A 22,157-nucleotide genomic window follows, 5' to 3' on the forward strand; every position below is an offset into this window, starting at 1 on the left:
AAACACTACTGAAAAATATTTTGTTGATGAAAAAGATTACGGTGTTCTGTGGCTCCAGTTTTGGGAATGAAAAAAATTATGAGGTTCAAGCGATAGTACTGGGACAGGTAATGGCTAAGAAGAACATTGATTTGGTTTACGGTGGCGCAAAAGTTGGTTTAATGGGTGCGGTTGCTGACGGTGTTTTGAGTGAAAACGGAAAAGTATTTGGTGTTTTACCCCGTTTTTTGATGTCTAAGGAAGTGGCTCACGATAATTTGACCGAGTTAATCATTGTGGAAAGTATGCACGAAAGAAAAACCAGAATGAATGAATTAAGCGATGGCGTAATTGCATTGCCTGGTGGATTTGGAACTTTAGAGGAGTTTTTCGAAATGCTCACGTGGGGGCAACTCGGACTTCATAAGAAACCCATTGGGATTTTAAACGTTGATGGATTTTATGATTTATTATTGCAATTCATCCAAAAAATGGCTGATAACGGTTTTTTAAAAGAAATCAATCAAAAGATGATTTTGGTTAGTGATAATGCGGAAGAATTGCTGAACAAAATGGAAAATTACACCGCACCGGAAGTTGGAAAATGGATTAAAAAAGGAAATGAATAAAGACACGAATATGTATTCCAACACCTAATCTGAATTAGAAAAACAGATAAAAAATGAAAAAAATCGTTCTCTTAATACACCTGTTTTTATCGTTATTTGCTTTCGCCCAAAACGAACAATTGGCACAGTATTATTATGATAAAGGCGATTTTGAAAAAGCCAAAATCAGTTATGAAGAATTACTGCAAGAGATTCCATTAAACTCTCAGTATTTTTTAAGAATAATCGATTGTTCACAGCAATTGCAACAGTTTGAAAGTACCGAAAAAGCCATTCAAGAACGACTTGACAAGTACAATCAAGGAAATCTTCTGGTAGAATTAGGATATAATTTTCAGTTGCAAAAAAATGATGATAAAGCCAAGATGTACTACGATCAGGCATTAGACCGCATCAGAAAAAATCCAAATCAAGTGTACGGAATTTCAAACACTTTTGAGCGAAAAGTGCTACTTGAATACGCGCTGAAATCCTACCAAATCGCAGTAGAATTAGAGCCTAATTTTAATTTCAATTATCAAATAGGATTGCTTTACGGTCAATTGTCTAATATAGAAATGATGATTTCCACTTTTCTGGATGAAGCGTTTGCTAATCCTCAAAACTCCATTCGAATCCAAAATCAGCTGGTTCGTTTTATGGCTGATGAAGGCGATGCAAATTTCAATGAATTGTTGCGTAAAGCTTTAATTGTAAGGACGCAGAAAAATCAAGACATTTTTTGGAACCATTATCTGAGTTGGTTTTATGTACAGGAAAAGGAATTTGGGAAAGCATTTATTCAGCAAAAAGCCATTTATAAACGCAATCCAGAATCGCTTGCTACGATTGTAAATTTAGGGCAACTGGCAATTGAAGAAGAGAATGAGGAAGCGGCAAAGGAAATTTTAGGGTTTGTATTGCAAAACACACTAGATTTAGAATTGCTGATCCAAGCGAATTCGTATTTGATTGCGATGAAAATTGAAAAAGCAACCGAAAAAGACTTTGCCGCGATCAGCAAAGAATTAGACGGTTTGATGAAACAATTTGAAATAAGTCCTTTTACCTTATCTTTGCAGCTGATTCAGGCACATTTCACGGCATTTAAGTTAAAAAAACCGGAGGAAGGAAAGGCAATAATCAAGAGAGCGCTGGAATTGCAATTGAATGATTATCAGGTGGCTGATGCCAAAATGGAACTGGCAGATATTTTGTTGTACGAAGAAAAATTCAATCAGGCGTTGATCTATTATTCGCAGATTGAATTGGACTTGAAGAATGATGTAATGGCGCATGAAGCCAGTTTGAAAGCCGCAAAAACGAGTTATTTTAAAGCTGATTTTGCTTGGGCGTTGAAACAATTTAAGGAATTGAAATCAGCCAATACACAGTTGATTGCGAATGATGCTTTGGAATATTTTCTGTTAATCAATGACAATACCGTCGTTGATTCGACACAAACGGCTTTGAAACAATTTGCCAAAGGAGATTATCTGTTGTATCAAAATAGGAATCAGGAAGCGATAACGCAGTTTCTATCGATTTTAAAAAATCATAAAGGTCAGCAAATAGAAGCCGTGACGTTGTTGCGTTTGGGAAATATTTACGAAGAAACGGGCGATTTTACTTTGGCTTTAAGCCAATACCAAACGATTATGGATCAGTATAGCGATGGGATTTACATAGACGAAGCGCTGTATTTTTCGGCAGAGATATATAAAAAACAACTGCTATTGCCTGATAAAGCGAAACCTTTGTATGAGAAGATTATTTTTAATCATCAGGACAGTATTTATTTTGTGGAAGCCAGAAAGAAATTCAGGCAATTGAGGGGAGATACTAATTTATAAAAAAGTTTAACTGTTTAATCGATTAACCAGTTAACCAATTAAACAAAAAAATGATACTATACAACGTTACTACAAACATACACGAAAGCGTGCACGATCAATGGATGATTTGGATGCAACACAAACACATTCCAGAAATTCTGGCTACAGGAAAATTCTCTTCGGCAAGAATGGTACGGGTTTTAATTGAAGAAGAAATGGGCGGAGTTACCTATTCCGTTCAATATGTGACGGACAGCAAAGACACTTTGGAGAAATATTATCTGGAGGACGCACCGGCTTTTCGTGAAGAAGGAGCGAAGCTGTTTGGAGACAAAATGCTGGCGTTTAGAACGGAATTAGAATTGATTGCGGATTATTAAAAAAGTGTTCAGTGTTCGTCTTTTTAGTGTTCAGTTTGGGAATAATAAATCTTGAAGTGGGAAATTACGATATTAAGTTCAAATTGTAAAAGTAAATATAATTGGAGGTCGCAATTTGCGACCTCCAATTCTGAAAAGATGGGTTTGCGATATGCTTCGATGGCTTTTACAGAACACGGCGTATTAATGTTATTGAGTGTTTTGAATAGTGAAAAAGCAATTCAAACCAATATTCAGATAATGCGGATATTTACAAAAACGAGGCAAATGCTCTCCGATAATTCGGATTTACGTATTGATTTTGAAACAATGAAAAAGAAAATTGAAAATCAGGGAAAAAACATAGAACTCGTTTTTCAATATGTAGATGAACTTATGGAAAAGAAAGAAATCATTCCAGAACGAGGAAAAATAGGATATAAGAAGTAGTTGCAATATTGATTTTGCGATAGTTTTCTGGATATTTAATACAATACAGTAGTGCCTTAGGGGCAAAATAAACCTAACAATAAAGTGAGATTGCTTCGTGCCTCGCAAAGACAAACATGGAAAAAGTAAAAGCAAAAAAACACCTCGGACAACACTTCTTGAAAGACGAAAGTATTGCCAAAGACATTGCAGATACATTGAACTTAGAAGGGTATGATGATGTACTGGAGATAGGACCAGGAATGGGCGTTTTGACAAAATATTTGTTGGATAAACCGGTGAACACCTACGTTATTGAAATCGATGCGGAATCAGTGACGTATTTAGACGAAAATTATCCAAAATTAAAAGATAAAATTATTTCTAAAGATTTCCTAAAATACAACATTAACGAAGTTTTTGAAGGAAAGCAGTTCGCAATCATTGGGAATTTCCCGTATAACATTTCGACACAAATTGTTTTTAAAACATTGGAATATCGCCACCAAATTCCGGAATTTGCCGGAATGTTCCAGAAAGAAGTGGCACAACGCATTTGTGAAAAAAAGGGAACAAAAGCGTATGGAATACTGTCGGTTTTGGTACAGGCTTTTTATGATGCCGAGTATTTATTTACGGTAGACGAACATGTTTTTATTCCACCGCCAAAGGTAAAATCAGGTGTTTTACGTTTGCGCAGAAAAAAAGATTACAGCTTGCCATGTGGTGAAAAATTGTTTTTTACGGTAGTGAAAACTGCTTTTCAGCAGAGACGTAAAACGTTACGAAATAGTTTAAAAACCTTAAATTTGTCGGATAGTTTGAGAGAGGATGAAATTTTCAACCTTCGACCAGAACAATTAAATGTAGCACAGTTTATAGCACTCACCCAAAAAATAGAAGCCGATGGAGTTTAAAATCAGCAAAGGATTAATTCAGGAATTAGAGCAACTCATTCAAAACAAAAACGACCAGCAACTGGAAGTATTATTGAATGATATGCACCATGCTGATATTGCTGAAATTCTCGATGAGCTTGATTTTAATGAAGCGACCTATATTTTTAAAGTATTAGACAGTGAAAAAACTGCTGAAATTCTTCTGGAACTAGAAGATGATTTGCGGGAAAATATATTAAGCAGGCTTTCGCCAAAAGAAATTGCAGAAGAGTTAGATGAGCTGGAAACCAATGATGCAGCTGATATTATAGCGGAGCTTTCACAAGATTTGAAAGCCGAAGTAATATCAGAACTTCAGGATGTAGAACATGCCAAAGATATTGTTGACTTATTGCGCTATGACGAAGATACCGCCGGTGGAATCATGCACAAGGAATTGGTAAAAGTCAATGAAAATTGGAATGTGCTTACTTGTGTCAAAGAAATGCGCATTCAGGCCGAAAATATCTCCAGAGTCCATTCGATTTATGTGGTGGATGATGAAGACCGATTGAAAGGGCGTTTATCCCTCAAGGATTTATTGACCACTTCTTCCAGAACCCCAATTAATGATGTGTACATCCGGAAATTAAACTCCGTAAAAGTAGATACAGAAGATGTTGAGGTAGCCCGAATTATGCAGAAATATGATTTAGAAGCTATTCCTGTTGTAGATGAATTAGGAAGGTTAGTGGGTCGAATCACTATTGATGACATTGTGGATGTAATCAAGGATGAAGCCGATCAGGATTACCAGTTGGCTGCAGGTATCTCGCAAGATGTTGAGGCAGATGACAGCATATTTGAACATACAAAAGCACGGTTGCCTTGGTTAGTTTTGGCTCTTTTAGGCGGTTTTATCTCCGTAAAAGTGTTGGGATTGTTTGAAGGCGCAATGCTGCAACATGGTAATTTATTCTTTTTCACGCCCCTTATTGCTGCGATGGCAGGAAATGTCGGTGTACAATCCTCGGCAATTATTGTACAGGGTTTGGCTAATAATACGTTGAGCGGATCGCTATTTAATAGATTAGTTAAGGAAGTCTCCCTAAGTTTATTAAATGGATTGATTCTGGCTACAATATTATTTTTAGGAAGTCATTTTCTATTGGATGTTGAAATGATAATTGGCGTTATTATCTGCGTAGCATTAATTTCAGTAATTATTATTGCTTCATTAATAGGGACTTTTATCCCGTTATTGCTGGATAAATTTGGTATTGATCCCGCATTGGCAACTGGTCCGTTTATTACAACCAGTAATGATATTTGTGGCATTTTGATTTATTTTTCGATAGCAAAAATGATTTTAGGGTTTTAAGATAGAAGTAAGAGAAGAGAAAAAGAATAGAGAACAAAGAGAATAGATAGGAAATACAACAACAAACGAATACATCTATAACTATACAACCAACACTTTTTCCAGACGGCTTGCTTTCTTTTGGAAAGTCCCGAAGCTTCTGGAGGGGAGAGGAAAAACCACAACCAGCATGAAAGTACACATTATTGGCGGAGGAAACTTAGGAGTTTCTATCGCATTAGGATTATCAAAATTTTCGCCAGATGACCAAGTTACCATAACCCGAAGAAACACCTCCAGCATTCTGTATCTTGAAAAATTAGGAGCAACAGTTTCTACAAATAATATGCATCAGATTCAGGAAGCCGATGTCATTATTTTGACCATCAAACCATACCAAGTAGACACTGTTTTGGCCGAAATTCTTCCCGTAATTTCTAATAAAATCATCGCCTCGGCAGTGAGTGGATTGTCGATAGAAAATCTGCAAAACAAAATCGGTACGGCTAATAGTGCCATCCGAATCATGCCCAATATAGCGGCACAGTTTGGCGCCTCAGCCACCTGTATTGCGTTTCATGAAAAAGACAAAGAGCAGGCACAAGATGTTGTTTCCCTTTTTCAGAATTTGGGAACCGCTCCTATTATTGACGAAAAATTAATGGATGCTGCAACTGTTTTGGCGGCCAGCGGAACCGCTTTTGCCTTGCGCTACATTCGGGCCTCAATGCAAGCCGGTATCGAAATAGGATTTGACTGGCAAACCGCCTTAGCCATCTCGGCACAAACGGTAAAAGGTGCTGCCGAAATGCTACTAGAAGAAAAAGTACACCCGGAACAATTAATAGACCGCGTGACCACGCCGCAAGGTTGCACGATCGCGGGATTGAACGAAATGGAAATGCACGGATTCAGTTCGTCCCTAATCCGAGGCATCAAAACATCCTTGAAACAAATCAAGGGGTAGGCGCATAGTTTTGTAATTTTTTCGTTATATAAGCTGCGCAAACGTCTCCGACTTTGCGCAATTTTTTTCTTAAAAGGGATGAATATTGACATTTCATATTTGTATTAACACTCAAATAAATCTTATATTTGAAAAAAACAACCATGAAAAAACTACTCCTATTAATCCTTATTTTAATTTCAAGTTATACTGTGAATGCGCAAAAAGACGAACAAAAACAAATCCTTAAACATGTAGTGATGTTTGGTTGGAAACCCGGTACAGATGCAGCAGCAATTGACAAAGTAGTCACTGCTTTTGGAAACTTAGAACATAAAATCAAATTGATCAAAGCGTATGAATGGGGAATTAATAACAGTCCTGAAAACCTGAATAATGGTTTGACCCATTGTTTTGTGTTGACTTTCACCAGTAAATCCGACAGAGATGCATATTTAATTCATCCGGATCACAAAGCTTTTGTGGCTGTTTTGAGTCCGGCACCAGACAAAGTTACCGTAGTAGATTATTGGACGAATAAGTAAACAAAAATCGCAGTAAATAATTAAAGAACAATTTTTCTGCATAGTAAACCGTAAAAAATAAAACATGAATCAGAGCACAATTGTTTTCAGAATGTCTAAAAGCAGTGGTATTTACAATGAAGCCAATCGCTATGTAGTACGTATTGATAGCAAAACGGAGTGTGAAATGAACTACAGCAACAACCGGAAAGAATACCGTGTTTTGCCCGGAAAACATACCATAGAAATTGGTGATGGGACTTCTTTTCAAACAGAAGAGATAGTGCTAAAGGCGGGAGAAACGAAAGTACTGAGCATAAATCCCAGTCTTACGTACAATCTTGGATTCGGAATACTGACCGGAATGGTGGTAACCGGTTTGGTTATTCAATTTGCAGTACTTCAAAAATTTTCTCCTGTGATGATTATTCCATTCATGCTTTATTTATTTATTAAAAAAAGAGATTTTAAAAATAGTTTTGCGATAAGTTATTCAAAATAGAAGCAATTATTGAACATAAAAAAGCCTCGTTTAATTGCTTAAACGAGGCTTTTTAGGATCACAATATGTTTTATACTAGTGCTGTTTTCTCTTTTTTAGATTGTTTTCTTAAGGTATATTTCAACCAGAAGAAACCCGTCAGACCAGCAACAAAAGAAGCAATCAGAATGGCAATTTTAGAGTATGTAATAACCTCTTTACCACTTTCTTTGAAAGCAAGAAGGGTAATGAAAATGGACATGGTGAACCCAATTCCACCAAGCATTCCTGCCCCAATTATTTTTTTCCAATTTAAATCTTTGGGCAACGTGCAAATGCCTAAACTCACTCCTAAAAAGGAGAAAAGCCAAATTCCAAGAGGTTTTCCCACCACAAGTCCCAGCATGATCCCAATTGTATTGGTATGATTCAATCCTTCTGACCAATCAGAACCAATGGCAATACTGGTATTGGCGATGGCAAAAAGCGGCAGAATCAAAAATGCAACCGGTTTGTGCAAAAAATGCTGTAATTTATAAGAGGATGTTTTCTTGCCTCCGTCTCCAAACGGAATGACAAAAGCCAATAACACTCCGGTAATTGTGGCGTGAACACCTGAATTCAGCATAAAATACCACATAGCAGCACCCCCAATTAAATAGGGGATAAGGTTGTGAACCTTTCTTTTGTTCAGGATAAATAAACCACCCATAATGGCAAAAGCAATAAACAGATTGGTAAAAGCAATTGTTTTTGTATAAAAAACAGCAATTACCAAAATAGCCCCTAAGTCGTCAATTACAGCAAGGGCAGTAAGGAATACTTTCAGCGAGGTAGGAACCCGATTTCCTAAAAGCGATAAAACTCCAATTGCAAAGGCAATGTCAGTAGCCATAGGAATACCGGCACCATTTTGTGTGGGAGTTCCAAAATTGAGCAGTAAAAAAATTCCCGCCGGAACAATCATCCCGCCTAAAGCACCAAAAACAGGTAAAGTGGCATTTCTAATACTTGACAATTCTCCTTTGTAGATCTCCCGTTCTAGCTCTAAACCAATCAAAAGAAAGAAGATAGTCATCAGTCCGTCATTGATCCAGTGGGTGATCGAATGGTTGCCGATATTGGTTTCCCAAAAGGCAATATAGTCAGTTTGAAAAGGGGAATTAGCAAATAGAAGAGAGAGTATCGTAACTAGGAGTAATAAAAGACCTCCCGCTTTTTCGTTTTCAAAAAAGGCTTTGAATGTTTTTGTTAATCTCATTTGTTGTTTTTCTTTTTCTATAATTAATAGTATAAATGATGAATAGGAATTCTGCAAATTTAAGCTTTTGAAAGCTAATTTCCGTTCTTAAAAGTATAAACCGTAATTTTTTTGTTTCTTTGATGTAGTAAAAACAAAGCAATTATGACCATCAAAATACTTCATATCGACAGCAATCATTCCTTACTGTGGAATGAATTGCAAAAATCCGGGTTTATCAATCACAGTGATTTTACTTCTTCAAAAGAAGAAATCGAAGCTAAAATTCAGGATTATCAAGGAGTTGTGATTCGAAGCCGTTTCAAGATTGACAAAACATTCTTGGACAAAGCTACTAATTTGCAATTCATCGCTCGCGTTGGAGCCGGACTGGAAAGCATTGATTGCGAGCATGCAGAATCTAAAAACATTACACTTATTGCCGCTCCAGAAGGAAATAGAAACGCTGTTGCTGAACACACCTTGGGTATGATCTTATCCATTTTTAATAAATTGAATCAAGCTGACAGCGAGATACGAGCAGGCCATTGGAACCGGGAAAGCAATCGCGGTCAGGAACTTGACGGTAAAACCGTTGGAATTATCGGGTACGGAAACATGGGAAAATCATTTGCCAAAAAACTCCGTGGTTTTGATGTCGAAGTCTTGTGTTATGACATTCAGGAAAATGTGGGTGATGCTAATGCGAAGCAGGTTTCCTTAGCAGAATTTCAGCAAAAAGTAGATGTAGTGAGTTTGCATGTTCCATGGACTTCTGAAACAAATAAAATGGTGAATGCTGATTTTATCAATGGATTTCTTAAGCCTTTTTGGGTTATTAATACCTCTCGAGGCAAGAATATTGTCACTGCCGATTTGGTTACTGCCATGCAATCCGGGAAAATTCTCGGAGCAGGTTTAGATGTTCTGGAATATGAGAAGTTGTCTTTTGAAACCCTTTTTAACGATAAAAACACACCAGAGGCTTTTCAGTATTTGTTGAAAGCCAAAAACGCAATTCTGACGCCACATATTGCCGGTTGGACTTTCGAAAGCCATGAACGATTGGCACAAGTAATCGTTGATAAAATAAAAGCAAAGTATCTTAGTTAGGTAAAATTTGTCGTGCCGTAGCAGCGCAATACGGGAATTGGAGTTTCTTCTTTAAAGTAAAAATCCCTAAAACTCGTCGCTTGTTGCGAAGATAACATATTGGTTTAAAGCCAATTCGTATCGTTTTACTTTTTGGTGGAAAGACAAAATGGGAAGGATTGTTCTATCCAATGGCAGCCGTTTATGGATGGTACCAATCATTTTAAGCCAAGCGAAAAACGGTTCGTGCAAAATTTTACAGTTGATGATTTAGAACGTTTATTGCAAAATTATCAGATGAAGGCGTAATAATTGTGGGCGTTATGGAGGTTTGTAACTCTAGAAAATTCGGATGGGTTTTGAATAGTGGAGGAAATAAAACCGAATTTTTGAACCAATTGGTAGAGTGTTTCAATAATTTTTATATTTTTAACCATTGAAAAACAATCTAATACAAATTATTTATGCAAAATTCGAAGATTGAAAATTGGAATAATCCGCTGCCAGTTCGTCAAAACAATAAAAAGCTGCCTGCCGGAATTTTAGCGATACTTTTAGGTCCTCTTGCGATTCATAAATTCCTATTGGGGTATACTACTGAAGGGATAATATGGCTGGTAATTAGTCTTTTTACCTGCGGAACGGTGACATACATTTTAGGTATTATCGAAGGAATAATTTATTTGACAAAATCTGACGAGGAGTTTTACCAAATGTATCAAGTAGGTAAAAAGGCTTGGTTTTAAAACATAAAAAAATCCCGGTTTTAGACTGTCCCCAAAAATTCAGACACTATTTGGGGGTATTTTTCTACCACAAATTTCACTAATTGCCACGAATTAATTTTGTGCTGATTTGTAAAATTTCTAGCAACTAAGTAATAACCATAGTATAATGTCGTATTTTAAAATCAGGATAAAATTATGTAACAATCTGATTTAAAGTTGTTTTACTTAAAGTTAATTCTTTTGACTTTACGACTTTTAAACTTTCGACTTACTTATTTAATGTAATTCTGAAATTAATCTTCTTTCTCGCTCAGTTTCCGCTCCAATTCTTTCTGGAATTCTTCCATTACGGGCTTCATGGTACTTTCCGGAATGTCTGCAATCCTGATGTACATCAATCCGTCTACGGCATTATTAAACAACGGATCCACATTAAATGCGACCACTTTTGCATTTTGTTTGATGTATTTTTTGATTAAAACCGGCAAACGCAAACTTCCCGGTTCCAGCTCGTCGATAATTTTATCAAACTTATTCAAATCCGATTCGGTTTCGTTAAAAATAAAATCCTTATCGGCATCTTTTAATTTTACTTTATACGCTTTTTTGGGATGAATGTATTGCGCAATGTACGGATCATAATAATTGGATTTCATAAATTCAATCATTAAGGATTTAGAAAAATCTGAAAATTGATTACTGATACTCACGCCTCCCAATAAAAATTTATGTTCGGGATAGCGTAAGGTGGTATGCATAATTCCTTTCCAAAGCAAGAAAAGCGGCATTGGTTTTTGTTGGTACTCTTTGATGATAAAAGCGCGTCCCATTTCGATAGATTTGTGCATCATATCATGTAATTCGGGCTCAAACCTAAACAGATCGTTGAGGTAGAATCCATTGATTCCATACTTCGGATAAATTTCTGAACCCAATCCCATTCGGTACGCACCGGCAATCTTATGGGCTTCATTATCCCATAAAAACAAGTGATGATAATATTTATCGTGCTTGTCTAAATCAATAGACTCATTGGTTCCTTCGCCTACTTCTCTGAAAGTGATTTCTCTAAGACGTCCTATTTCATGCAGGATATTTGGAATTTTAGTGGCTTCAGAAAAGAAAACCTCATAATTTTTACTTTGTAAAAGGCGGCAATCGCTATTTCTGGCGGCATCAACTTCGGCAATCATCTTTTCGCTGTTGGCAGCAGTGACAATTGTCTTTGGGCTTTTAGGAATTTTTAAAGTAGGCGTTGGCAAAAAAGGAATTTCTTTCTCAAAAGGATTGGCCAACATGTACGTTTTTTTTCTTAAAAACTCAGAGTATTCCTCTAAAGTCTTGTGCTCATTTTGTTCGCTTACGGAAATTGGTTTACCAATACGCACTTTGATCACACGGCGTTTCTGGCTAAAGACTTCCGAAGGCAGTTTTGCCGTTCTAAAAGTCCCGCTTATTTTAGAAAGCAAATAAAATAATCGACTGTTTTTAGCATGAAAATAAATAGGAACCACAGGCACCTGCGCTTTTCTAATTACTTTGATAGCTCCTTCTTCCCAAGGCTTATCTACCATTAACTTACCATCTTTATAGGTAGAGACTTCGCCTGCGGGAAACATGCCTAAGGGTTTTCCATCGCTTAAATGACGCAGTGTTTCCTTGATTCCCACCACGCTTGATTTAGCATCCTTATGATTTTCAAAAGGATTCACAGGCATGATGTATTTTTTGAGCGGCTTAATTCGGTGTAAAAGAAAATTAGCAATAATCTTGAAATTGGGTTCTCTCTCCAGCATTAATTTCAATAATAAAACCCCGTCAATTCCTCCCAGTGGATGGTTTGAAATCGTGATGTAAGCTCCTTCTTTTGGCAGGCGCTTTAAATCCTCTTCCGGAATTTCAAATTTTATTTGTAAATCATCTAATATTCCATTCAGGAAATTAACATCTTTCAAATGCTTATTTCTGTCGTACATTTTGTTTAAGGTAGAAATCTTTAGCACCTTCATAAGCATCCATCCTGAGAAGGTACCTAGAACTCCATACTTATCAGCATTTATTGCTTTTGCAACTTCTTTGGCGGTTACTAAACCCATGAATTTTTTTCTTTTAAAGCAAGAAACAAAGATAGCAAAAAACTCCATTTTCTCTATTTTTCTGAGTCAAACTTGTACTTTTTTATTACATTTGAAATCGTTATATACACACCATGATTTTTTCTGACAGATTCTAAAAATGCATTTCTAATACCATTTGGGAATTATTTATTTCTACAGAAATTCAAATACACACTTTATGAGAATTATTTCATACAACGTCAACGGAATTAGAGCCGCAATTTCAAAAGGATTTATCGATTGGCTGCAACAGGCAAATCCGGACATCATTTGCCTACAGGAAATCAAAGCCACTGAGGATCAAATTCCTGTGGAGGCTATTGCAAAGGCAGGGTATCCGTATCAATATTATTATTCAGCCACTAAAAAAGGGTACAGCGGCGTAGCGATTCTTTCAAAGATCAAACCTAATAATGTGGTCCACGGAACCGGAATTCACCACATGGATTTTGAAGGAAGAAATCTTCGGGCTGATTTTGATGATTTTTCCGTGATGAGTTTGTACCTGCCATCTGGGACAAATATGGAGCGACTCGACCATAAATTCATGTTTATGGATGATTTTAAGAATTATATTGATGAACTCAAAAAAGAAACGCCAAACTTGATTATCTGTGGCGATTACAACATTTGCCATGAGGCAATTGACATTCATGACCCAATTAGAAACAAGACCGTTTCCGGATTTTTACCCCATGAAAGAACCTGGCTTGACGGATTTATAAAGTCCGGATTTGTCGATAGTTTTCGCCATTTCAACAGTGAACCGCACCAGTATTCCTGGTGGAGTTACCGCGCTGGAGCCAGAGGGAATAACAAAGGGTGGCGCATCGATTATAATTTAGTTGCCAATTCTTTGAAACATAAACTCAAAAGAGCCGTTATTTTATCAGATGCCGTACATTCAGATCATTGCCCGGTCTTGGTAGAATTAGAGTAATCATCTTTAGCGCAGCCAAAGGAGGAGCTATTTCCCGCTATCCGCTACAATCTTTTCTCTCGTTAAAAAACGAGAGAAAAGGATTTTCACTTCTATCGGGGCTAGGGTATCCGAATGCAATTCAAATTTTTGATTTCAAAACAACAATAAAAACGATATAAACACCATTAAAATGATTAAAAAATTTTCCTTAGGATTACTCGTATTGGCACTTTCAACATCCTGCGTGTCAAAAAAAATATACAATGACTTAGAAAGCAAGTATGCGGATTCCAAAAAGGAAAACCGAAGCCTAACGGACGAAAATGAAGATTTGCTGAAAACTAAAAACCAATTGGATTTAGATAGAACTGCTTTAACTTCTGACTTGAGTGCTTCTAAAGCAGCACTTGATAAATTGAAAGCAGATTATGCTGCTGCTCAAAACAAACTCGAAGTCCTGCAGGATTCCTATGCCGCTTTAGAGAAAAACAGCGGAGAGGCTTTACAAAGTAACATGAAGAAAAATCGTGATTTACTAGGCCAATTGGATGAGAAAGCAAAAGCGTTGGCAGTAGAACAAGAGCGTTTGAGCAAAAGTGCCCAGCGTTTGCAAGAATTAGAAGACTTGATCGCCGCCAAAGAAGCCAACATGAAAAAACTAAAAGAAACACTCTCTAATGCTTTGAATAGTTTTGAAGGAAAAGGATTGACTGTCGAACAAAAAAATGGAAAAGTATACGTATCCATGGAGAACAAACTGCTCTTCAATTCTGGAAGTTGGTCAGTAGGTTCCGAAGGGAAAAAGGCAGTAGTAGAATTAGGTAAAGTTTTAGGAGACAATCCTGAAATCTCCGTTCTTATTGAAGGACATACGGATGATGATGCTTTTTCAGCTTCTGGACCAATTGCGGATAACTGGGATTTATCAACCAAAAGAGCCACCGCAATCGTAGCTATTTTGAGCGAAAACTCAAAAATCAACAAACAAAGTCTTACCGCCGCAGGACGAGGAGAGTTCTCTCCGCTAGCCAGCAATGCAACTGCTGACGGAAAAGCGAAGAACCGCAGAATCGAAATCATTCTTACCCCAAGATTAGATGAAATTGCCGAAATGCTGAATGAAATAAATTAAGGTTTAAAGGTTAAAGTATAGAAAGGTTCAGAGTGTATGCTTTGAACCTTTTTTTGTTCTCTACGGGATATTTTATAAAATAATCTCCAGTTTTATAAGTTTAACCATTAAGGAATTAAGAAAATTATGCGTGAATTCTTAATGAAACTTAATCTCTTAATGATTTAAAAAAGGAACCTTTTCTTAACCGCTAATTCGCTAATTTTATCTTTCGTTTCAAGGGCTTTTAATTTGCGAATTCGCGGTTATTTTTTTAACATCCTGTAAACTTTTGTCAATTTTCTGTTAACACTAAATCGTAACCGCAAACTAATTTTATCTTTGTTTTCGAAAATAAAATACAATTTCCTTAAATATGAAATATACAACATTACCAAATACTGATATAAAAGTCAGCAAAATTTGCCTTGGAACCATGACTTTTGGGCAACAAAACACAGAAGCTGATGGTCACGCACAAATGGATTATGCTTTTGAAAATGGAGTCAATTTCTTTGATACTGCCGAAATGTATTCTATTCCGGGGCGTCAGGAAACCTATGGAAGTACAGAGAAAATCCTTGGAACCTGGTTCAAGAAAACAGGGAAAAGAGAAAAAATTGTTTTGGCCTCCAAAATTGCCGGACCCAATCCTAATTTTGGCTATATGAGAGAAAAATTAGATTTTTCGCCCGCCAGTATCAAGTTTGCATTGGACAGTAGTTTGCAACGCCTGCAAACTGATTATCTGGATGTGTACCAATTGCATTGGCCGGAACGTAAAACCAATTATTTTGGACAACGCGGTTTCAAAGTGCAAGACGATGCTTGGGAAGATAATATTCATAATGTGCTGGAAGCATTAGACGGTTTTGTCAAGGAAGGAAAAATAAATCACATAGGTCTTTCAAATGAAAATCCTTGGGGAATTATGCGTTTTCTGGAGGAAAGCAAATACAATAATCTGCCAAGAATAAAGACGATTCAAAATCCGTATTCGTTATTGAACCGACTTTTTGAAAACGGGTCCGCTGAAATTTGCCTGAGAGAAAATGTTGGTTTATTGGCGTATTCTCCAATGGCTTTTGGCGTTTTGTCCGGTAAATTCCTTACTGGCGAAGCGCATCCAAATGCCAGAATCAAATTGTTTCCGCAGTATTCCAGATATAGCAGTCCACAATGCACCGAAGCCACGCGGCTATATCAGGAAATCGCTAAGAAAAACGGATTGACCTTGACGGAATTGTCGTTGGCATTTATAGCCCAACAGCTGTTTGTAACCAGCACGATTATTGGCGCAACCACATTGGAACAATTAAAAGAAAATATTGATACCATTCAAGTGTCACTTTCGGATGAAATCTTAAAAGCGATTGATGAAGTGCAAGCCGTGATTCCGGATCCGGCACCTTAATTTAATAAACCCTGTCAGATTTTGGAACTCTGACAGGGTTGTTTTTAATAATTAAAGATCAAATTCATCATCAACGGCTAAGGAATCCATTTTTATTTGCGTGGAATCTTGTACTTTGAATTTGATAAAAGATTTTGCAGGTCCTGAAATCAAGATTGGTAAGGACTTGTAAATCGTGTCTTCAGAAGTCAAAAGTCCTCTTCGAAACATAATATTCGTTAAGAACGATTCTTGTTGTACAGCAAAATCTTTCAACATCCCTTGATCGTTAAACTGATACATGAATTTTTTTGGACTTGGAATAATTCGGGCGAGATACAAGCATTCGTTCAGTGATAATTCCAAAGGTGTTTTTTGGAAATAAAATTGACTTGCTTCGCCAATTCCATATACATTTGGACCCCATTCGATAATATTAAAATACACTTCGAGCATGCGTTCCTTGCTTACAATCCGGTTGTTTTCCAGAATATAAACCAATAAAATTTCTTCCAGTTTACGGGAAACAGTTTTTTCCCGACTCAGAAAAACATTTTTCACTAATTGCATGCTGATGGTACTGGCGCCGCGGGAAAACTTTTTAGTTTTTATGTTTTTGATGATGGATTGTTTGAAAGCTTCGCTGATAAAACCACGATGCGAAAAGAAAGAAGGATCTTCCGTTGTCAAAACCGACTTTCGTAAATAGGGTGAAATTTGGTCCAGTGGCGTGAAATTTGGATTAGCAGAGCCCACTAAAACCGGACGTTGCAACACGTTCTTTATAAGTGCGCGATACACAAATTCGCCATTGAGTTTGTTCAGGTTGGCTTCACCGTATTTTGTAATTTTTAGATTTTCTTTTTTTAGTTTGCTGTCAAAAACCAGTTGATTGGGTTTGTTTTGGTTGAATGCAAAGTCCAATTTGTAATCAAAAGTACCACTGGCTTTCATGCCTTGAAAATTGGCAAATAAACCGTCTGGAAGCGAAGTGATAAAATCCTGCGCGTTCATTTTTGGAATATTCACTTTGAGTTTATAAATCGTGTCTTTTTCAGTTTCATAAGCCACATAAGGATGAAATTTTATCTTGTTTAACTGAACTGTTGAGGTGCTGTCAATCGAAATAAAATCAGAACCCAAAAGAAAACGGTAGTCAAATTTGGCGTTTTTTAGCAATACATCTTTGCTGGCGATTTTAGGATGGTTGAGTTTTAAATTAGCAATAGCCATAAACCCATCGATATGTAATTCATCACCGTCTTTATCTATGTTTTGAATATTCAAACGAATGGAGTCAAAGCTTGTTTTTAGGTTGAACCGCTCGTCTAAATACGGCATTTTGATGGCACCGGTGTCGATATTAACGAATCTAATATCGGCTTTTTTATTTCTGGGATCGGCAAATCCTTTAATTTTCCAGTGCTGAGTAAAGGTGTTGGTTTGCACTCGAATAGCAGTTTCAAGTTGCTTGTTGACCAATCGCAATTTTTGGAAATTGATGTTTGTTTTTTTTCCGTTATCGTTAATTCGGATCGAAAGATTGTTCAGAATCATATCAGTTGGAACTAAATTTAGTACTTTTGAGATGATTCTGTAGGCAAATTGAGCGTAATCTCTTTTCTCATTTTGTACTGGTGTTTGATTGTCCCTCTTTAAAAAAGCATCGTAATTTCCCTTTTTTCCTTTTTTTACTAATTGAATAAAACCATTCTGAACCTCTAAAGTACCAAGTTGTAGGTCGCCGGTTATCAAATGCCACAAATTAACGCTGGTTTTTAATTTTTTAATTTTAAAAAGCGTATCGGCATTTTTTGGAACCAAAATGATTTCAGTAAGATTTAGACCGGACAATCCTTCAAAAGAAGCTTTTTTTATCGTAAAAGTACTGTTGTAATCCATTTTCATTTCATGGGAAACTTTTGCAATGGTTTGCTGTAAAACGGCATCACGAAAGAGGTAAAAAGCAATAATTATAGTGGTAAACAATACAAAAAGTATTTTTGTTGCTAGAATTATGTTTTGTTTTTTGGTTTTCATAAACAGTTTTAAAAATAAAAGAATCTAAAATACAATGCGTTTGGAGTATTAGTCATAAAGAAAAGGAAAATAATACTAAAGCAGAGTTTTTTATAATTTTCTTTATAGTTTTGATTGTATAAAATGAATGCTATTCCATTTTAGGACATAAAAAAACTACAACATTTCTGCGTTGTAGTTTTTGATATTCTCGGTAGCAGTGCCATTAGTAATTGGATTTCGGTTTTTTATATCCCGATAACGGATTTGCAATCCGTGCCCTTAGAGTATTTGAAAACAAATCAAGACTACAACTTCTGCGTCGTAAACCAAATAATCACAATTAGTTGCAACACTAAATGTATAAGAGAAACGTTATTTTAGATTTGTCAACAAATATCATCCAAACAACTCACTCGCCACATCTTCAATTTTGGCTACTAATCGAATGTTAATTCCGGTATTTTTCAATGCAATTTTATTGTATTTAGAAACAAAAATGGTCGAAAAACCTAATTTTTCCGCTTCCTGAATGCGTTGGTCCACGCGGTTTACAGGACGTATTTCGCCGGAAAGTCCCACTTCGCCGGCAAAGCAAAAACCTTTATTGACTGCTATGTCTTCATTCGAGGATAAAATAGCGGCAACTACAGCCAAATCTATCGCCGGATCATCTACTGAAATTCCTCCGGTTATGTTCAGGAAAACGTCTTTGGCGCCAAGCCTAAAACCGGCTCTTTTCTCTAAAACGGCTAGAATCATATTAAGTCTTTTGGCGTTATACCCCGTCGTGCTGCGTTGTGGCGTTCCATAAACGGCGGTGCTTACCAAGGCTTGAATTTCAATCATCAACGGGCGCATGCCTTCTAAAGTTGAAGCAATTGCTGTTCCCGATAATTCCTCGTCTTTATGCGAAATCAGTATTTCGGATGGATTCGAAACTTCGCGTAAACCATTGCCCAGCATTTCATAAATACCAATTTCAGCAGTGGATCCGAAACGGTTTTTTAACGAACGTAAAATGCGATATACGTGATTTCGGTCACCTTCAAACTGCAAAACTGTGTCCACCATGTGTTCTAGGATTTTTGGTCCGGCAATGTTACCGTCTTTGGTGATATGACCAATCAGAATCACGGGAATATTAGTTTCTTTGGCAAATTTGATTAGTTCGGCAGTGGTTTCCCGTATTTGAGAAATACTGCCGGGAGTGGATTCGATATAATCCGTATGCAAGGTTTGAATGGAATCGATAATCACGATTTCCGGTTGTATGGCTTCAATTTGCTTGAAGATGTTTTGGGTTTTGGTTTCGGTAAGAATATAGCAATTGTCACCGCTGGGCGTGATTCTTTCGGCACGCATTTTTATTTGTTTCTGGCTTTCCTCGCCTGAAACATATAAAGTTTTATACGGTAATTTTAAAGAGATTTGGAGCAACAGCGTGCTTTTTCCTATGCCGGGTTCACCACCTAAAAGGATCAAGGAGCCGGGAACGATTCCACCACCCAGAACGCGATTTAGTTCGCCATCTGTCGTGTCCATTCGGATTTCCTGAGCAGAATCAATTTCGTTTATTCGTAACGGTTTTGGTGCTTTACTGCTAGAAGTAGTTTCGCTTTTCCAAGCTGTTTTTTCTTGTTTCTGTATAATTTCTTCTGCTATTGTATTCCATTCTTTACAGGAATTGCATTGCCCTTGCCATTTGGCATATTGTGCGCCACAGTTTTGGCAAAAAAAAGTTGTTTTTACTTTTGACATTATTTTTTTGGTATTTGGCTTTTCATAGCATCCTGTTTTTCTAGTAGCAACCGTTTGGTTAAAGTACGGGTATTTCACGCTCACTAGGAGAAGCAATATACTACATTATAAAAAATTAGCCACTGTTGCTTTTCTTTTTCTTGTTTAAAAAATAGAGCATCAGTGGCTGGAAGTGACAAGGGCCTTTTGCGTATCATAAACGATACCATAAAGAGCCGTTTTAGAATGGAATGTTTTAGGTCAAAGAATTGTCTTTTTCATTGGGAAAAACAACCCAAGGCTTGAAGGTTTTGGCTTCTTCAAATTCCATTGTTGCGTATGAGATGATGATGATGATGTCGTCTTTTTGCACTTTTCTGGCCGCAGGTCCGTTGAGGGTTATGGTTCCTGAATTTCTTTCGCCTTTGATGGCGTAGGTTTCAAAACGTTCACCATTATTGATGTTAACAATAGAGACTTTCTCCCCCTCAATGATGTTAGAAGCATCCAGTAACGTTTCGTCAATGGTAATACTTCCGATATAATTCAGATCGGCTCCCGTTACTTTAACGCGGTGAATTTTTGATTTTAAAACTTGAATTTGCATGCTACAAAAGTAAATTAATTTAATGAAATGGTGTCAATCAAACGAATATTGTTGACTATTACAACAATAAAGGCACGGTATTTTTTATTTTTATGTTTTCGGGTACACGGAAGCAGGGTTGCTTCATCAGCAATAACGAAATATTCCAATACAAAAGTAGGATTGTTCCGGAATGATTTTTGAACCCATTCTGAAATTTCTGCGGTACTTTTTGTAAAAAATTGGGCTTTTACAGAAGTTAATATTTTGTAGATGATAGCTGCTTCGGCTCTTTCCAGAGCTGATAAACGCTCATTTCTGGAACTCATGGCCAGATTGTTAGGCTCTCTAAAAATGGGGCAGCCAATTATGGTTATGTTTAAATGGTTTTTAGCTACCATTTTTTTTACGATTTGCAATTGCTGAAAATCTTTTTCCCCAAAATAGGCTTTTGTAGGTTGAACAATCTCAAAAAGACGTTTTACAATTGTACCGACACCATTAAAATGTCCGGGTCTGAACTTGCCTTCCATTTGATTTTCAAGTCCATCAAAATCAAAATGTTCAGCAAGGGGTGTTCCATCATAAATATCGACCACCTCAGGGGCGTATAAAATGATATTTGGATTCAAAGCCGTAAGTTTTTTTACGTCTTCATCAAATGTTCTTGGGTATTTTGCCAGATCTTCGGAATTGTTGAATTGAGTAGGATTGACAAAAATACTCACTACCGTATTCTCATTTTCCAACAATGATTTTTGCATTAATGCCAGATGACCTTGGTGTAAAGCACCCATAGTTGGAACAAATCCAATGGTGGAGTGAAGTGCTTTTATAGGTTTCAAATAGTTCATTAAAGATGCTTTTCCGTAGAAAATAGGCATGACTGTATTATTAAAATTAAATGCAAACTTACTATTTTAGTTAATAACTGCATAAATTATTGTAATTTTGCACTGTTTTTATTGCCAATAAATTAAGTAAATTATAATATGAAAGATAAGAGGATATTATACGTATCATCTGAAGTGGTGCCTTATCTCGCTGAAAACGAGGTTTCTTTAATGTCTTATGACGTTCCAAAAATGATTAATGATCAAGGCGGACAGATAAGAATTTTTATGCCAAGGTATGGAAATATTAACGAGAGAAGACATCAGTTGCACGAAGTTATCAGACTTTCGGGCATGAATTTGGTAGTGAATGACTTGGATATGCCTTTGATTATTAAAGTGGCATCTATACCAAAGGAACGAATACAAGTGTATTTTATTGATAATGATGAATATTTCAAGCGCAAAGCGACTTTTGCAGATGAAGAAGGCGTGATGTATCCGGATAACGATGAGCGTGCTATTTTCTTTGCAAAAGGAGTGGTAGAAACCGTGAAAAAACTCAATTGGGTGCCAGATATTATTCATGTTCATGGCTGGATGGCGGCAATGTTGCCCATTTACATGAAACATTATTATAAAAATGAAGCATTGTTTTCAGAGACAAAAATCGTTACATCGGTTTACAGTCAGTCTTTTGAAGGAACTTTAGATGCTGGAATGATTAATAAAGTAAAATTTGATGGCATACCTAAAGAAGATATTGCTGATCTTGAAATCCCGGATTATGAAAATATTATTAAGGCCACGATAAAACATTCTGACGCTGTGATTATTGCCTCGGAAAACCTGTCTTCAAGTTTAACAAAATTTATAGAATCTTCAGGAAAACCTTTTTTATCTTTCGTCCCGAAAGATGCATTCGCGGAAGCTTATACTAATTTCTACAGAAACGAGGTTCTTTAAATTAAACTTTT

General features: G+C 36.6%; 21 protein-coding genes. 15 read left to right on the plus strand and 6 right to left on the minus strand.

Going from position 1 to position 22,157, the window contains the following annotated elements:
• Positions 1 to 26 precede the first annotated feature (26 nt).
• The 9 genes from EKM05_RS00965 (at position 27) to EKM05_RS01005 (ending at position 7,420) form a co-directional block, all read left to right on the plus strand.
• Positions 27 to 608 carry a TIGR00730 family Rossman fold protein gene (locus EKM05_RS00965; RefSeq protein ID WP_126552953.1) on the plus strand — a complete coding sequence of 194 codons (582 nt, stop codon included), beginning with the start codon at positions 27 to 29 and terminating at the stop codon, positions 606 to 608.
• Positions 609 to 661: 53 nt separating this feature from the next.
• Positions 662 to 2,440: a tetratricopeptide repeat protein gene (locus EKM05_RS00970; RefSeq protein ID WP_126552955.1), complete on the plus strand. Its 1,779-nt coding sequence runs from the start codon at positions 662 to 664 to the stop codon at positions 2,438 to 2,440.
• Positions 2,441 to 2,490: 50 nt separating this feature from the next.
• On the plus strand, positions 2,491 to 2,802 hold the full coding sequence (locus EKM05_RS00975) for a DUF4286 family protein (protein WP_126451918.1): 312 nt from the start codon (positions 2,491 to 2,493) through the stop codon (positions 2,800 to 2,802).
• Between the two features lie 138 nt (positions 2,803 to 2,940).
• Positions 2,941 to 3,231, plus strand: a complete 291-nt coding sequence (locus EKM05_RS00980) for a hypothetical protein (RefSeq protein WP_126552957.1) — start codon at positions 2,941 to 2,943, stop codon at positions 3,229 to 3,231.
• A 116-nt stretch (positions 3,232 to 3,347) separates the two neighbouring features.
• Positions 3,348 to 4,127, plus strand: coding sequence for a 16S rRNA (adenine(1518)-N(6)/adenine(1519)-N(6))-dimethyltransferase RsmA (gene rsmA / locus EKM05_RS00985; RefSeq protein ID WP_126457893.1), 780 nt, complete (start codon positions 3,348 to 3,350; stop codon positions 4,125 to 4,127).
• Positions 4,117 to 5,469, plus strand: coding sequence for a magnesium transporter (gene mgtE / locus EKM05_RS00990; protein WP_126552959.1), 1,353 nt, complete (start codon positions 4,117 to 4,119; stop codon positions 5,467 to 5,469). Before rsmA ends, mgtE begins: the two co-directional genes overlap by 11 nt.
• A 169-nt stretch (positions 5,470 to 5,638) precedes the next feature.
• Positions 5,639 to 6,415: a pyrroline-5-carboxylate reductase gene (gene proC, locus EKM05_RS00995; RefSeq protein WP_126552960.1), complete on the plus strand. Its 777-nt coding sequence runs from the start codon at positions 5,639 to 5,641 to the stop codon at positions 6,413 to 6,415.
• A gap of 143 nt (positions 6,416 to 6,558) precedes the next feature.
• A complete protein-coding gene (locus EKM05_RS01000) occupies positions 6,559 to 6,939 on the plus strand; it encodes a Dabb family protein (protein ID WP_126457908.1) in 381 nt (126 codons plus the stop codon).
• 64 nt (positions 6,940 to 7,003) lie between these two features.
• Complete coding sequence (locus tag EKM05_RS01005; RefSeq protein WP_126552962.1) at positions 7,004 to 7,420, plus strand: hypothetical protein; 417 nt, start codon at positions 7,004 to 7,006, stop codon at positions 7,418 to 7,420.
• Positions 7,421 to 7,490: 70 nt separating this feature from the next.
• On the opposite strand, the gene nhaA is transcribed toward EKM05_RS01005, so the two are convergent.
• Complete coding sequence (nhaA, locus tag EKM05_RS01010; protein ID WP_126552964.1) at positions 7,491 to 8,660, minus strand: Na+/H+ antiporter NhaA; 1,170 nt, start codon at positions 8,658 to 8,660, stop codon at positions 7,491 to 7,493.
• A gap of 144 nt (positions 8,661 to 8,804) precedes the next feature.
• Here nhaA and EKM05_RS01015 point away from each other — a divergent pair, with 144 nt between their 5' ends.
• Both EKM05_RS01015 and EKM05_RS01020 read left to right on the plus strand, forming a co-directional pair.
• Positions 8,805 to 9,752, plus strand: a complete 948-nt coding sequence (locus tag EKM05_RS01015; protein WP_126552966.1) for a 2-hydroxyacid dehydrogenase — start codon at positions 8,805 to 8,807, stop codon at positions 9,750 to 9,752.
• Positions 9,753 to 10,195: 443 nt separating this feature from the next.
• The gene (locus tag EKM05_RS01020) at positions 10,196 to 10,477 is read left to right on the plus strand and encodes a TM2 domain-containing protein (RefSeq protein WP_126451929.1); all 282 of its coding nucleotides are present in this window, start codon (positions 10,196 to 10,198) and stop codon (positions 10,475 to 10,477) included.
• Positions 10,478 to 10,752: 275 nt separating this feature from the next.
• Here the strand turns inward: EKM05_RS01020 and EKM05_RS01025 are convergent, their stop codons facing one another.
• Positions 10,753 to 12,555 (minus strand): lysophospholipid acyltransferase family protein, encoded by a 1,803-nt coding sequence (locus EKM05_RS01025; protein ID WP_126457917.1) that lies wholly within the window; start codon positions 12,553 to 12,555, stop codon positions 10,753 to 10,755.
• 199 nt (positions 12,556 to 12,754) lie between these two features.
• Between EKM05_RS01025 and EKM05_RS01030 the strand changes: the two genes are divergently transcribed.
• From EKM05_RS01030 to EKM05_RS01040, 3 genes are all read left to right on the plus strand, one after another.
• Complete coding sequence (locus EKM05_RS01030; RefSeq protein ID WP_126457920.1) at positions 12,755 to 13,516, plus strand: exodeoxyribonuclease III; 762 nt, start codon at positions 12,755 to 12,757, stop codon at positions 13,514 to 13,516.
• A 172-nt stretch (positions 13,517 to 13,688) separates the two neighbouring features.
• Positions 13,689 to 14,630, plus strand: a complete 942-nt coding sequence (locus EKM05_RS01035) for an OmpA family protein (RefSeq protein WP_126457923.1) — start codon at positions 13,689 to 13,691, stop codon at positions 14,628 to 14,630.
• 355 nt (positions 14,631 to 14,985) lie between these two features.
• Positions 14,986 to 16,023, plus strand: coding sequence for an aldo/keto reductase (locus EKM05_RS01040; RefSeq protein ID WP_126552968.1), 1,038 nt, complete (start codon positions 14,986 to 14,988; stop codon positions 16,021 to 16,023).
• 51 nt (positions 16,024 to 16,074) lie between these two features.
• Here EKM05_RS01040 and EKM05_RS01045 read toward each other — a convergent pair whose 3' ends face one another.
• From EKM05_RS01045 to panC, 4 genes are all read right to left on the minus strand, one after another.
• Positions 16,075 to 18,042 (minus strand): transglycosylase domain-containing protein, encoded by a 1,968-nt coding sequence (locus EKM05_RS01045; protein WP_126552970.1) that lies wholly within the window; start codon positions 18,040 to 18,042, stop codon positions 16,075 to 16,077.
• Between the two features lie 378 nt (positions 18,043 to 18,420).
• On the minus strand, positions 18,421 to 19,782 hold the full coding sequence (radA, locus tag EKM05_RS01050; RefSeq protein WP_126451935.1) for a DNA repair protein RadA: 1,362 nt from the start codon (positions 19,780 to 19,782) through the stop codon (positions 18,421 to 18,423).
• Positions 19,783 to 20,017: 235 nt separating this feature from the next.
• Positions 20,018 to 20,368, minus strand: a complete 351-nt coding sequence (gene panD, locus EKM05_RS01055; protein WP_126451936.1) for an aspartate 1-decarboxylase — start codon at positions 20,366 to 20,368, stop codon at positions 20,018 to 20,020.
• Between the two features lie 14 nt (positions 20,369 to 20,382).
• Positions 20,383 to 21,231: a pantoate--beta-alanine ligase gene (gene panC / locus EKM05_RS01060; protein WP_126552972.1), complete on the minus strand. Its 849-nt coding sequence runs from the start codon at positions 21,229 to 21,231 to the stop codon at positions 20,383 to 20,385.
• 108 nt (positions 21,232 to 21,339) lie between these two features.
• On the opposite strand from panC, the gene EKM05_RS01065 reads away from it, so the two are divergent.
• Complete coding sequence (locus tag EKM05_RS01065) at positions 21,340 to 22,146, plus strand: glycogen/starch synthase (protein WP_126457938.1); 807 nt, start codon at positions 21,340 to 21,342, stop codon at positions 22,144 to 22,146.
• Positions 22,147 to 22,157: the final 11 nt, after the last annotated feature.

Source organism: Flavobacterium sp. GSP27 (assembly GCF_003970395.1).
Classification (GTDB): domain Bacteria; phylum Bacteroidota; class Bacteroidia; order Flavobacteriales; family Flavobacteriaceae; genus Flavobacterium.

Bases quoted from the DNA above. Each gene is read 5' to 3' on its own strand.
- EKM05_RS01000 (WP_126457908.1), top strand. From the start codon at position 6,559: ATGAAAAAACTACTCCTATTAATCCTTATTTTAATTTCAAGTTATACT.
- EKM05_RS00975 (WP_126451918.1), top strand. From the start codon at position 2,491: ATGATACTATACAACGTTACTACAAACATACACGAAAGCGTGCACGAT.
- EKM05_RS01030 (WP_126457920.1), top strand. From the start codon at position 12,755: ATGAGAATTATTTCATACAACGTCAACGGAATTAGAGCCGCAATTTCA.
- nhaA (WP_126552964.1), bottom strand. From the start codon at position 8,660: ATGAGATTAACAAAAACATTCAAAGCCTTTTTTGAAAACGAAAAAGCG.
- EKM05_RS00980 (WP_126552957.1), top strand. From the start codon at position 2,941: ATGGGTTTGCGATATGCTTCGATGGCTTTTACAGAACACGGCGTATTA.
- EKM05_RS01045 (WP_126552970.1), bottom strand. From the start codon at position 18,042: ATGAAAACCAAAAAACAAAACATAATTCTAGCAACAAAAATACTTTTT.
- EKM05_RS01025 (WP_126457917.1), bottom strand. From the start codon at position 12,555: ATGGGTTTAGTAACCGCCAAAGAAGTTGCAAAAGCAATAAATGCTGAT.
- EKM05_RS01065 (WP_126457938.1), top strand. From the start codon at position 21,340: ATGAAAGATAAGAGGATATTATACGTATCATCTGAAGTGGTGCCTTAT.
- radA (WP_126451935.1), bottom strand. From the start codon at position 19,782: ATGTCAAAAGTAAAAACAACTTTTTTTTGCCAAAACTGTGGCGCACAA.
- EKM05_RS01035 (WP_126457923.1), top strand. From the start codon at position 13,689: ATGATTAAAAAATTTTCCTTAGGATTACTCGTATTGGCACTTTCAACA.
- rsmA (WP_126457893.1), top strand. From the start codon at position 3,348: ATGGAAAAAGTAAAAGCAAAAAAACACCTCGGACAACACTTCTTGAAA.
- proC (WP_126552960.1), top strand. From the start codon at position 5,639: ATGAAAGTACACATTATTGGCGGAGGAAACTTAGGAGTTTCTATCGCA.
- EKM05_RS01020 (WP_126451929.1), top strand. From the start codon at position 10,196: ATGCAAAATTCGAAGATTGAAAATTGGAATAATCCGCTGCCAGTTCGT.
- EKM05_RS01015 (WP_126552966.1), top strand. From the start codon at position 8,805: ATGACCATCAAAATACTTCATATCGACAGCAATCATTCCTTACTGTGG.
- panC (WP_126552972.1), bottom strand. From the start codon at position 21,231: ATGCCTATTTTCTACGGAAAAGCATCTTTAATGAACTATTTGAAACCT.
- EKM05_RS00965 (WP_126552953.1), top strand. From the start codon at position 27: ATGAAAAAGATTACGGTGTTCTGTGGCTCCAGTTTTGGGAATGAAAAA.
- EKM05_RS01005 (WP_126552962.1), top strand. From the start codon at position 7,004: ATGAATCAGAGCACAATTGTTTTCAGAATGTCTAAAAGCAGTGGTATT.
- mgtE (WP_126552959.1), top strand. From the start codon at position 4,117: ATGGAGTTTAAAATCAGCAAAGGATTAATTCAGGAATTAGAGCAACTC.
- EKM05_RS01040 (WP_126552968.1), top strand. From the start codon at position 14,986: ATGAAATATACAACATTACCAAATACTGATATAAAAGTCAGCAAAATT.
- panD (WP_126451936.1), bottom strand. From the start codon at position 20,368: ATGCAAATTCAAGTTTTAAAATCAAAAATTCACCGCGTTAAAGTAACG.
- EKM05_RS00970 (WP_126552955.1), top strand. From the start codon at position 662: ATGAAAAAAATCGTTCTCTTAATACACCTGTTTTTATCGTTATTTGCT.